This window comes from Parabacteroides sp. KHUB-01 (assembly GCF_056640935.1).
In genome coordinates this window covers 1,214,216-1,226,617 of sequence record NZ_CM153256.1, presented here as the reverse complement: position 1 = coordinate 1,226,617, position 12,402 = coordinate 1,214,216, and the positions used below count along the sequence as shown (strand labels likewise).

Here is a 12,402-nt window from a genome sequence, read left to right as displayed (position 1 = left end):
GACGGGGCCAAACAATGGAACAAAGGTTGTAAGCAAGGAGGCAATCCGTATGCAACAGACAGGGGCACTGCTATGGCTGTATGCCTGGAGAAACGAAGCGGGAAATCCGACCTTACAGCTGTATCATCAGAAGAGTGAGGAGCATGAACACTGATGCACGATGAACGACAAGCCTAAGGGTCAGCTTAGCAATAGAGGCATCAAGCCAAAAGAGGACAGACATCAGAGGATTGGCGATAGCACTGTCATCATGCTAAGACCAAGTTCTGTGTCCGACAAGGAAGAGTCGCAAAAGACAGACGAGTAAAACCAAAAGGCGAAATGACCATTCCTATAACAAGGTACAGAGACGCTTAAAACGGCGAAGGGACTTTGGCGACGTATCGCTATACAGGTGTCGAAGCATCGCTTCTATAACAGGACTGGAGCAAGTGAGCAAACCGCACAACTTGCTCCCAAGGTATTTCAGTTACAACAGCCATAACCTCATTGGAGGATTGTCCTAAAAGAGTTTTTGCAGTCAAAGGAAGAAAGAGTCTGCAAGCCACATAGCCAACAGACTCTCTCCTGATTATTCACAGATGACAACATCATCCTTGTACTCCGTCACTTCCTTGCCGTTGATGAGCTGGACAATGACCTCACAACCCAAGTCCTCGACAATCGTTCCCTCTGTCTGACCTCTTCGGGGATAAAGCAAGGTGCAGAAACACCCTACAACGCCGTCCAACTGCTCCATGTCTATCGTTGCCATATCCGTTCCTCCTTGTTAGCCGAATGTGATTGGATTGATGCAGAAATTCGTGTCCTCTGCCTCATACTCGTATTCATTGATGAAGTCAATCATCTTCTGTTCGCTTCTTCCGTCCTGTGAGACACCAGTCTTCTCACACCACAACTTGATAGCATCACCAAAGGTGGAGTAAGCACCCTCACAATCCTCAAAGAGTTCTCCGTATGCAGTGACGTAGCACTCTTCGGGGAAGAAGTCGTTCTCATCGTGCGTATAGAAGATGTCGCAACCTGGCTCAACCTCTCGCCAACTGATTGAAAGTTCATCGCCAAGTGCCTTGTTCACCTCCTCAAAGAACAAGTCGCATGAAGACCAAGCACTTTCGGTGTCAAAGGACAAGAGGGCATAATCGTCTTCCACGTTCTCCTCATACTCTGCCCAATAGATGTGTCCTCTCACCGAGATGCCTTTCTTCTCGTAGTCAATGCCATAGTGTTCTGCCAAGAGATACAGATACACATTATTACTGTTCACCTCCAACTCTTGGAGTGTGTTCCAAAGGTCTGCCACGGCTTTGCGTGAGCCTGTCACCTTGTACTGAGTGTCGCAAATGTTAGCCATAAGATAAAATTTTTATTTTCTTCCCTTATGTAGAACCAACTACCATCGGGATTGATTAAAGAATTATGTTGCCCCAAAAGGTGTTATGGCTCATCAATGCAAGGTTTTGCCGTCAAATACTACCTCTGCCACAATCAGAGCGTGGAGATTTCACGGACAAACCACAGGCACCGACCTTGCAGGATGAACGCCATGACAGGTACCTTTGCAACACAATTCTTATCAAAGCCCGATGGGGTGGTACATGGCAGACTGCATGGTACAGCAGTGTGAAGTGACGTTATAGGTGGAGATAAGGCTATAAGAGGTTTTTGCAGTCAAAGGAGAAAAGAGTCCACAAAGTGCAGTATCTACAGGACAAAAACACTTTAGTTTACCTTGGTTAGCTCTTATATATATGCTAACCTAAAGTAAACTGTATATATGTCCGTCTAAAACCCGAAAACCGTACGGGTCAGCTTACGTCAGAAACAGAAGTATAGAACCATAGAAGTGGTTCAAGAAGTCTTTCTTCCTTTGACTGCAAAATATTATCTTTGCACGAATCATAGAAACTGTTTAAATTTTATTCAAAAATAATTTTATGGCAGCGATATGCATCATGGCTTCGTGCGTATCGGCCCTGTATTCATAGTCAATGGTCAGTCTCCTGAAGTTCTCGAGCCATGAGAAAGTGCGCTCGACAATCCATCTTTTTGGCATGGGGACAAATCTGTCCGTCCGTTTGTCGGACCTGAGTACGACATCCAGGTCGCAATGCAGCAGTCTCTTGACCGTGTTCCTGACAGTCTCGCCCCTGTAACCTCCGTCCGCCAGAATCCGTTTCAGCCCCGGGAATTTGTATCTCATGGATTCGAACACCTCTTCCGCCCCTACGCTGTCATGGACATTTGCCGGATGGACTCTCACTGACATGGGCAGCCCCAGTGTGTCAACCACTATGTGCTCCTTCCTGCCCTTTATCTTTTTGTTTCCGTCTATTCCCCTTTGACCATCAATATGATGGGAGGTCCTGACACTCCTTGAGTCGATGATCCCAAGGCTGGGACTCTCCGCCCTGCCCGAAAGACGGCGGACAATGCCGCGGAGGGTGTCGAAGATCTCTTCAAGCAGGCCCTCGTTCTTCCACTTGCTGAAATAGTAATACACTGTCTGCCACGGAGCGAAATCCGATGGGAGCATTCTCCACTGCACGCCGGTCTTCACGATGTACAGGATGCCGTCAAAAACAGAGCGCAGTGAATATTTTCTGAATCTTTCTTTGGGGTCTAACATATTTTTTATAACTTGCCACTGTTTATCAGTCAGGTTGGTTGGGTACTTATGCATAACTTTAATGTCTTGATAATCATAAAGTTACGAAAAAAATTCCAATTAACCTACTGATTTACAACTAATTATAAATAAATTTAAACAGATTCTAATTGCCCTGTAGGATTTAATATAATTTAACACTCTTTGTTGAATGCAAGGAAGAACAGCTTCAATATGCTGAATATCAGTAGTATAACATTGTGTTAACCCTTAATCTGTAGAAAAGGATGTTATCATACAAAGTAATGTCCATTTGTACTTTTTCTATATGGTTTTATACTTACATTTGCATATCATTTGTATCTTGATAACAGTAACTAACTGATTATCAATATACTTTATATTTGAGGAAGTTAAATAATTCTTATAAATAACATAAGTATAATAAAGGAAAAGCGTGTAGCTGAAAAGTTACACGCTTTTTTTGTTTGTATAAGCTCTCCGTGTCTCTTTATGCTTTTTAACTCTCCCATTAAATCCCCAATAATAATCCATAAAATTATTCCAACCTTAATTTTCTCATCCCCGCATTATATACTTTTGTCCCAATTTATATCTACACTGTATTTATGAGAAAGAAGAATTTGTTACTGCTTGCATTACTATTAGGTTCGGCAGTAAGTGTGAATGCACAAAAAGGAAAAGTGAAACTTGATTTTGCCGGTGGTTTTGAGATGGCAGAAAAAGAGAAAGGTGAAGTGAATGGAATGAACGGCTTTAATGTTAATGCTGATTTCAAGTATTATGTGAATAATAGGCTTTATACATTGGGAACTGTTTTCACCTCTAAAGTTTCGGGAACTGAGAATGGTTTATACACAATTAATAGTGAGCAGAGCTTTGAAGGTTATACATATAATAAAATGACAAACACAATGGTTGGTCTTGGTTTGGGTTATGATATTATCCAATCAGGCAAACATACGTTATATGCTCAGGCAGCGTTTGGTCTTGCCTCCGAATATAGCGAATGGCAGATTAGGGAAGATCAAGACAACAATCCTGATAACGGATATATAATTCACAGTTTTGACAGTTCAAATGAGGTTGACTGGGGATTGATAGGAAAAGTAGGATATAATTATCAGCTTACAAAATTACTATCAGTTGGTGCTTCATATCAAGTCAACTATTTATGTGGATATGCTTCACATGGAATTCAGGCAGGATTACAACTTTCATTCTGATTTTACACATCAATTGTAAAATCATTTTACACTAACTGTAAAGAAACTTTACAGTTTAAAATATCTCAGATTTTGTAAGTGCTTGAGATATAATGTTATCGGTGTTGTGGCACGGTAATGGCTATAATATAGGTGTAAACATAACAGAAAATGAAAATAAGATTTATACCTATATTATTAACTGTTCTGTGTTCGACACCGAATATTTTTGCTGTCAGCAATGGCAGCAGCAACGATACGATTGCTGTAATGACATTGCATGACTGTATGGAATATGCCGTAAAATATTCCACCAAAAACGAAATACAGAAACTTGATAATTCAGATAAACGCATCGAACGCCGTGATGCTATACTGAAAGCATTCACTCCATCCGTTTCAGCAGGAACTTATGCCTACACTAATTTCGGACGTGCTGTTGACCCGGAAACGAATACTTATATCAATTCAACTTCTTTCAATAACGGATATTCAATCAATGCCAGTCTGACATTATTCGACGGATTCTCAGCCATAGACAATATAAAGATTTCGCAGACTGCAGTAAAGATGGGAATTTCCGAGGAAGATAAACTTCGCAACGAATTGTGCCTTGCCGTGATGGAAGCATATTGCAATGTCCTTTTCCATTCCGAAATGACAGAAGTTCTTACTGAACAGGTTGAGATTGCCAAAACCAATCTTAATCTTATAAATAAGCAGTATGAACTCGGACAGAAAAGTTATCCCGATGTTGCGCAGACAGAAGCTGACCTTGCCGACAAGGAATACTTGCTTGTAAACTCCGTGAACAGTCGCGATGACGCTCTTCTTACTCTTAAGTCCATAATGCTATGGCCAATAGAAAAGGAGTTACGCCCGGACATGTCGATGCTGGAGAATGACAATTATTCTATATTATTCGATAATGAATCCGAAGATGAAATCATAAACTATGCCCTTGCAACTCAACCTTCAGTTCTAATAGCTGAAGGAAGTTTGAAAAAGGCAAAATATGCCTTGCATACTGCAAAATGGCAGTTCCTTCCATCTTTGTCACTTAGCGGCGGCTGGTCCACAAGTTTCTACAGTTATCCGGGAAGGATTGATTCACAGACACCATCTTTCTGGTCGCAATGGAAAAACAACTCCGGACAATATATTCAATTGAATTTGTCTATTCCGATATACGACCGCCTGTCGCGTTTTTCTAATCTTTCCAAGAAAAGAAATGACTATCGCCGCGCCGAGGCTCAGTATCGTCAGACGTTACAGGATGTTGAATCGGAAGTATCGCGAGCATTGCAGGATAAAAGAGGCGCTATAAAAGCATTAGTTCATGCCGAGAAAAAATCTGATGCCCAAAAGGAAACATTTCTTCTTCATGAAAAGAAAATGAAACAAGGGCTTATATCTCCGGTGGAATATCAGACAATCTCAAATTCATATCTGAATTCATGTGCTGAGAAACTTGATGCCCGCCTGAAGTTGTTCCTTAAGAACAGTGTGGTTAATTATTATAAGGGGATTGGTTATTTGGAGCAGGAAATGGGAAATTGAAAAAATAAGGAGTCAAGGAGTCAAGTAGTCAAGTAGTTAAGAAGTCAAGGAGTCAAGTAGTTAAGAAGTCAAGTAGGAATTTCTTATTTCCTGTTGCCTTGTCAACTCGTCAACTTGTTACCTCGTCAACTCAAAAACTTAAAAACTCAAAAACTCAAAAACTCAAAACGTATGGATAAAAAAATAGAACCCAAAAAAGGAATGGCATTACTCTTAAGCAAGAAAGCAATACCATATTGGAGCGCCTTGCTGGTCGTTGCCTTTGTATTATATTTGATTCTCCGTGATAATGTTTCAACACTGAGAATCGACAATGAAGCACTTTCAATATCAGAAGTCGTTTCCGGTGATTTCAACGACTATATAAGGGTGAACGGACAAGTGCAACCAATGACAACCGTACAAATTAGTTCGCTTGAAACCGGTGTGGTAAAGGAAATATATATGGAAGAAGGAGCAAAGGTAAAGACAGGAGACAAGATTCTCCGTCTGGCAAACGAGAATCTCGATATGCAGATTCTTAACTCCGAAGCAGATTTGGCGGAGAAAGAGAATTTGCTACGAAATACAATGATTTCCATGGAGCAGCAACGTCTTAGCGTAAATCAGGATATGCTGCAGTTTGAAATGGAAGTCAAGCGTTCACGCAGATTGTATCTTTCCCAGAAAGCTCTTTACGAGGAAAATCTGATAGCAAAAGAAGATTTCCTGAAGGCTGAGGAAGATTATCAATTGGCTGAAGGTCGTCTGGAACTGATTCGTGAGCGCTCCGTTCAGGACAGCCTTTACCGTAGCGTGCAGGTCAAGCAGATGCAGGAGAGTCTGGACAATATGCGCCTGAATATGCAGATGATTCGCAAGAGGAAAGACAATCTTATCATATCGGCTCCTATAGACGGAGAGATTGGTTTGCTGGATGTTGTACTTGGCGAGTCTGTTTCTTCCGGAGGAAAAATAGCACAGATAAACAATCTGGACAGTTATAAAATTGAAGCACAGATTGACGAACATTATATCGACAGAGTTTCACCCGGACTGGAAGCCGATTTCGAACGTCAGGATGAATCATATCGTGCAGTTATTCGTAAAGTTTATCCGGAAGTGAGAGACGGAAAGTTCAAGGCGGATTTCAAGTTCATTGGCGGACAGCCGGAGAATATCCGTACAGGACAGACTTATTATCTTAATCTGCAACTCGGACAATCCAAAGAAGCTGTTCTCGTTCCCCGCGGCACATTCTATCAGAAAACCGGAGGAAGGTGGATCTATGTTCTCACAGCCGATGGCAGCAAGGCTTATAAAAGAGAAATAAAAATAGGACGGCAGAATCCTCAATATTATGAAGTGCTCGACGGACTGCAACCTGGAGAACAGGTTATTACTTCGGGATATGATAATTTCGGGGATAATGAATGTTTGGTGATAAGGTGAGAGAAATTGAAAATTGAAATAGGAGTCAAGAAGTCAAGTAGTCAAGAAGTTAAGTAGGAATAACTTATTTCCTGTAGCCTCGTCAACTTGTCATCTTGTCAACTAATAAACTTAAAAACTCAAAAACTTAAAAACTCAAAAATATGATTAAAGTAAACAACCTAAGCAAAATCTTCCGTACAGAAGAAATCGAAACAACAGCATTGAATAACGTATCATTCGAAATAAAAGAAGGTGAGTTTGTAGCAATAATGGGACCGTCAGGCTGTGGCAAGTCAACATTGCTCAATATTCTTGGTCTTTTGGACAATCCTTCAGAAGGCAGCTATCAGCTGTTGGGACAGGAAGTGGCTAATCTTAAGGAACGCGAACGCACCAAGTTCAGAAAAGGAAATCTTGGCTTCGTTTTCCAGAGCTTCAACCTGATTGACGAGTTGAATGTGTTCGAAAACGTGGAGCTTCCGTTGAAATATCTCAACATCAGTGCTTCTGAAAGAAAACAACGCGTCACAGCAATGCTAAAGCGTATGAACATAAGCCACCGTGCGCAGCATTTCCCGCAGCAGCTTTCCGGAGGTCAGCAGCAGAGAGTTGCGATTGCCCGTGCCGTAGTTTCCAATCCAAAGCTGGTTCTTGCCGATGAGCCTACCGGAAACCTTGATTCCAAGAACGGAAAGGAAGTTATGGATTTGCTCACTGAGCTGAACCAGGAAGGAACAACAATCGTAATGGTGACTCACTCACAGAAAGACGCTTCAATGGCGCAGCGCACAATAAACCTGTTCGACGGACGCATAGTCGGTGACGTCAGAAACGAACTCTAAAAATCAAACAACCATGAACAAGAAAAATTGGATACTGAAAATATTCTCACTTGGAGTAGGCCTTGCAATAGGATGCATTCTTATTGCCAAAGTTTGCTTCGAGTCCACATACGATAACTTCTATAAGGATATAGAACGGATTTATCTGATAAAGACGGGATATTCCAGTCAGGGAGAAGAACGTGATTACAATCAAGTTAGCGGAGCGATTGCTCCCGGATTCAAGCAATACGTTCCGGGTGTGGAATATGCAACCCGCACCACATTCATGTTTGCAAGTGACAAATTCTATACTGCGGACAAGAATCCTGTTTCCGGGGTTCTGGTTGTTGCCGATACTTCTTTCTTCCATGTGTTCAACCGTGAGATATTGGCAGGCGATGCTGTAAAGGTTTTGTCTCAACCAATGATGTTGATGGTTAGCCGTTCTTTTGCTGAAAAGCTTGGTGGTGTTGAGAAGGCTGTCGGACAGGTTATATACAATGAAGACAATTCCGGGATGAAATTGACAGTAGGTGGAGTTTTTGAGGATTTTCCCGAAAACGGTAGTTTGTATTATGATATCCTCTTGTCTATGGCTTCATTTAGCAAATGGAGCCGTGAGAACTGGTTGGGAAATGACCGTTATCGTGGATATGTGAAATTGGAGGAAGGTGTTGATCCTTCCTCTCTATCTGATGCTATCCGTATGATGCAGGAGGAGAACCAGCCCCTTAAAGAAATGGAAAAGAATGGGGAAAAGATATGGTATTTCCTGTCGCCCTTTAACAAACTTCACACCTCAGAGCCGCAGGTGCAAAACCTGATAATCATTCTTTCAATAGTATCATTGGTGTTGCTGCTTATATCGCTGATGAATTATATACTTATTACCATATCTGAGATGGTGAAGCGTTCCAAGGAAATGGGTGTCTATAGGTGTTATGGCGCAGGAACTTGGAATATATATATGATATTGTTCAGGGAAACATCTGTAGTGATGGTTATATCTCTTATTTTGGCTTCAGCATTGATATTCGCTGCAAGGCCGGTTATCAAGGATTTGCTTGGGGCAGAACTTACATCGCTCTTTATCCCTGAGACCATTTATGTTCTGGTTGCGGTAATAGTAGTTTTGCTTATTGTTTCTACTGTTATTCCCGGCTATTTGTATGCAAAAGTTCCGGTCAGTGTAGCTTTCCGCAGTTATAGTGAGAACAAGAGGCATTGGAAACTTGCATTGTTGTGGGTTCAGTTTGTGATAAACATATTCCTTGTGTGTTTTATGTTCGTCATAATAGCGCAGTATGACAAGGCTCTTAACGACAAAACAGGTTATGAATATGAGAATGTATTGTACTACAATGTCCGAGGTGTGGAAAAACAACAGGTGGAAAGAAGTATTGCTGCTCTTCATTCTATACCAGATGTTGTTGGTGTTGAGAGATGTTATGATTTGCCTTTTAACTACTGTTCCGGAAACAATATTTCTTTGCCTGGTGACGATCGTAGCTTGTTCAACATTGCTGACCAGTATTTTGGAACAAAAGGTTTCTTCGAGTTTTTCAATATACCAATATTGGAAGGACGTGTTCCGGAAACAGAACAGGAAGTTGCCGTAAGCCGTAAGTTTGTGGAAAGGATGCAAGAGTTTGTTGATTGGAAGGACGGAGCTTTAGGTAAAAGCATTTATGTCTCTGAACATTCCGATTCAACCGCTTTTGGGCAAGGTATACTCACTATCACTTGTATTTATGAGGACTACCGCATTGGTTTGCTTACACGAAACGACGAGCGTCCAAGTATCAGATTTACTGGAGACTCAGAAAATTCATATATGCCTTTCATACTGATAAAGGTAAAGAAAGTTTATCCCGAAATTATCAGCCGCATAGAGAAGGAAGTGCAGAAAGAAATCCCCGAAAAGGATATAGAGATACATTCATATAAGCAAGTTATGCAAAGCATGTATGACGACAATCGTAAGATGAAAGACACAATCTTTACAGGTTGCATATTCTCCCTTTTGATAGCCTTCTTTGGTTTGGTCGGTTATGTGCGTGACGAATCGCAGCGTCGCAGCAAGGAAATAGCCATCAGAAAGATAAGCGGAGCCACTTCTTCCGAGATTCTGTCAATCTTCATAGGTGAAATGTCCAAATGGATATTGATTGCTGCCATTGTAGGAAACCTTTCGGCTTATTATGTGTCCGGATTATGGCTCGAACAGTTCTCCGAGAAGATAAGTATTTCAGTATTGTATTTCCTTGCAGCCGATGTTATCGTGGCTATCATAATCCTTGCGACAGTTGTCGTTTCAAGTCTGCAGATTATGAATGCTAATCCTGTGGAGTCGTTGAAGAGTGAGTGAGAAAAAATATGAGTTTATAAATATATAACAAGTATTAAGTATAGATTTTATTATGGTACGATATTACAAAATAGTTTTACTGATATTCCTCTTATTTACAAGTGTCACAACTTTTTCCCAAAATATAAAAGGGAAAATAATTGATGCAAACACACAAGAAGCCTTATCGTTTGCAAATGTGGCTGTCATGAGTGCCCGGGATTCTTCCATAATAACAGGCACAGTGTCTGATGAAGAAGGCAGATTTTCAGTGGCAATTCCTGATGGAAAACTTTTTGCCCGTATATCTTTGATTGGTTATGAAACATACATATCTGATATTACGACTAATGATATGGGTGTAATAAAACTCAATCCTTCAAAAGAAATGCTTTCTGAAGTTGTCGTGACCGGGAATGCGAAGATGTTCCGTATGAGCAATGAAGGAATCACGGCTGATGTGCAGAACACTCCGTTGAAGGATATAGGAACATTGTCGGACATAGTCGGACAGATGCCGTTCGTATCAAAGAGCGACAATTCCTTTACCGTATTGGGAAAAGGCTCTCCTATATTTTATATAAACAACAGGCTTGTCCGCGACAACAGCGAACTGCAAAGAATACAGTCTAACGAGATAAAGAAAGTTACTGTTATCACCAATCCTGGAGCTGAATACGACGCTACTGTAAATTCTGTTATAAAAATTGAAACTTACCGACCTGTCGGTGAAGGTTTCAGTGCTGATTTATGGACTTACAACCGTTATAACTCCGAATGGTTCACAATGGACAGGGCTTCTTTTAATTACCGGACAGGCAAGTTGGATATTTTCGCCGAAATGTTTTATACCAATATATCTTCCCCTAAGGATCGCATGTGGCAAGCCGAACTTTTTACGGAAGAAGGAACTCGTTCTGTTGTTTCAAAGCGTTCAGACAGCGATAAGGTTAAATTCTATACACCAAAGGGCGGATTCAATTATACGGTTGATGAGGATCACTCTTTCGGGGTGCAATATGAATATTCAAATTCTTATGGCAATTCACATGATTATTCTATAGATACAAAATCATCTTTAAACGGAAAGGCAGAAGATCCGGTTCATACCTTATCATCTGGAAAAGAAAACAGTTTTAGCCACTATGTAAATGCATATTATAACGGTCAACTGGCTGACTGGCTGAATATGAAATTGGATATGGATTATAAGACATCAGATGGTAATAGCAAAGATGGTTCGGACAATACGCTGATTGACCAGACAACGGAGAAAGTACGAACTTTGGAGGAAAAGAATTATGACCTTTATGCTGCGAAGCTCACGTTAAAAACTCCATTGTGGGAAGGAAACTTGACTTATGGAGCGGAAGGTTCATACACAAGAAACGAACAGAATTATTCTGTAACCGAAAATGACGGTATCCCGGGAATACAGCCCAATTCCAACCTTGTGAAACAGAATCTTTATTCGGGATTTGCCTCATACAACCGCTCTTTCGGCAAGTTATCCGGTGAAGTGGGTCTTCGTTATGAAAATGTAAACATGGAGTATTTAGAAAATGGCAAATTGGTTGAGGAACAAAGTCGTCGGTACCAACGTTTGTTCCCTTCGTTCCGATTGAGTTATGAACATAACAAAGATTTGCGTATGGAGTTGGCATATAGAAATACCGTTTCTCGTCCTGCATATCAAAGTTTAAGAAGTTCAGTTCTTTATATGGGTCCGTATCAGTATAGTGCCGGTAATCCGTATTTGCAGCCGGCTTATACTAACAGCCTGACTTATACATTAGGATGGAAGCAGTTCTCGCTTATGGGTGTTTACAAAAGGACTACAGATTATATAGCCGAATTTCCAGAGTTATATATGAAAAACTTTTTTGTGTATAAAATGATAAATATAGATAAAGCAGATTTCCTTACTGTCGCATTGAACTACAATTCGGCTTTTGGAATATGGCGTCCTAATTATGATATATCGGTCGATAAGAATTTTGTGACTTACGGAAATCCCGGTATCACGTACAACAAGCCATCTTTCAACTTCAACCTGAGAAATGGGTTCAGCTTAAAAGGTTGGAACTTTGGTGTCGATATAAGTGGAAGAACAAAAGGCAATAGCAGTTATTATTTGACATATAATACGAAATTCTCTTGGCGTACCAATATATATGTAAATACTTCTTTCTTTGACAATAAACTATTAGTCGGATTAGAGGGAATAGATATATTCAATACCATTAATGATGATGACCTTGGTATATATAACGGATTGAATATCTATACAGAAAACAATATGTACCGCCGTACTATTACGTTTTCTCTGACTTATCGCTTCAATGCTTCTCCGAAACGTTATAAGGGAAGTAACGCGAGTGATGAGATGTACAGATTATAATAAAAATACTTGTATATCTTTGG

At 40.6% G+C, this 12,402-nt stretch carries 11 protein-coding genes; 8 read left to right on the top strand and 3 right to left on the bottom strand.

Annotated features, from left to right (window positions below; all coding sequences use genetic code 11):
• Positions 1-160 precede the first annotated feature (160 nt).
• Entirely contained in the window at positions 161-307 is a 147-nt protein-coding gene (locus ACYIAR_RS05475; protein ID WP_007837486.1) for a hypothetical protein, read from the top strand.
• Positions 308-571: 264 nt separating this feature from the next.
• Here ACYIAR_RS05475 and ACYIAR_RS05470 read toward each other — a convergent pair whose 3' ends face one another.
• Both ACYIAR_RS05470 and ACYIAR_RS05465 read right to left on the bottom strand, forming a co-directional pair.
• Positions 572-754, bottom strand: a complete 183-nt coding sequence (locus ACYIAR_RS05470) for a hypothetical protein (RefSeq protein ID WP_004319908.1) — start codon at positions 752-754, stop codon at positions 572-574.
• 15 nt (positions 755-769) lie between these two features.
• Positions 770-1,354, bottom strand: coding sequence for a hypothetical protein (locus ACYIAR_RS05465; RefSeq protein WP_005816332.1), 585 nt, complete (start codon positions 1,352-1,354; stop codon positions 770-772).
• Between the two features lie 65 nt (positions 1,355-1,419).
• Between ACYIAR_RS05465 and ACYIAR_RS05460 the strand changes: the two genes are divergently transcribed.
• Positions 1,420-1,632 (top strand): hypothetical protein, encoded by a 213-nt coding sequence (locus tag ACYIAR_RS05460; protein WP_007837487.1) that lies wholly within the window; start codon positions 1,420-1,422, stop codon positions 1,630-1,632.
• A 280-nt stretch (positions 1,633-1,912) separates the two neighbouring features.
• On the opposite strand, the gene ACYIAR_RS05455 is transcribed toward ACYIAR_RS05460, so the two are convergent.
• Positions 1,913-2,683 carry an IS5 family transposase gene (locus ACYIAR_RS05455; RefSeq protein WP_270592782.1) on the bottom strand — a complete coding sequence of 257 codons (771 nt, stop codon included), beginning with the start codon at positions 2,681-2,683 and terminating at the stop codon, positions 1,913-1,915.
• 554 nt (positions 2,684-3,237) lie between these two features.
• Here ACYIAR_RS05455 and ACYIAR_RS05450 point away from each other — a divergent pair.
• The 6 genes from ACYIAR_RS05450 (at position 3,238) to ACYIAR_RS05425 (ending at position 12,379) form a co-directional block, all read left to right on the top strand.
• Positions 3,238-3,855 carry an outer membrane beta-barrel protein gene (locus ACYIAR_RS05450; RefSeq protein ID WP_480332664.1) on the top strand — a complete coding sequence of 206 codons (618 nt, stop codon included), beginning with the start codon at positions 3,238-3,240 and terminating at the stop codon, positions 3,853-3,855.
• 150 nt (positions 3,856-4,005) lie between these two features.
• Entirely contained in the window at positions 4,006-5,394 is a 1,389-nt protein-coding gene (locus ACYIAR_RS05445; protein ID WP_480332662.1) for a TolC family protein, read from the top strand.
• Positions 5,395-5,565: 171 nt separating this feature from the next.
• Positions 5,566-6,825: an efflux RND transporter periplasmic adaptor subunit gene (locus tag ACYIAR_RS05440; protein WP_480332660.1), complete on the top strand. Its 1,260-nt coding sequence runs from the start codon at positions 5,566-5,568 to the stop codon at positions 6,823-6,825.
• 143 nt (positions 6,826-6,968) lie between these two features.
• Positions 6,969-7,649 (top strand): ABC transporter ATP-binding protein, encoded by a 681-nt coding sequence (locus ACYIAR_RS05435; RefSeq protein ID WP_480332658.1) that lies wholly within the window; start codon positions 6,969-6,971, stop codon positions 7,647-7,649.
• A 13-nt stretch (positions 7,650-7,662) separates the two neighbouring features.
• A complete protein-coding gene (locus ACYIAR_RS05430) occupies positions 7,663-9,999 on the top strand; it encodes an FtsX-like permease family protein (protein ID WP_480332656.1) in 2,337 nt (778 codons plus the stop codon).
• A gap of 52 nt (positions 10,000-10,051) precedes the next feature.
• Entirely contained in the window at positions 10,052-12,379 is a 2,328-nt protein-coding gene (locus ACYIAR_RS05425; RefSeq protein WP_480332654.1) for a TonB-dependent receptor domain-containing protein, read from the top strand.
• Positions 12,380-12,402 lie beyond the last annotated feature (23 nt).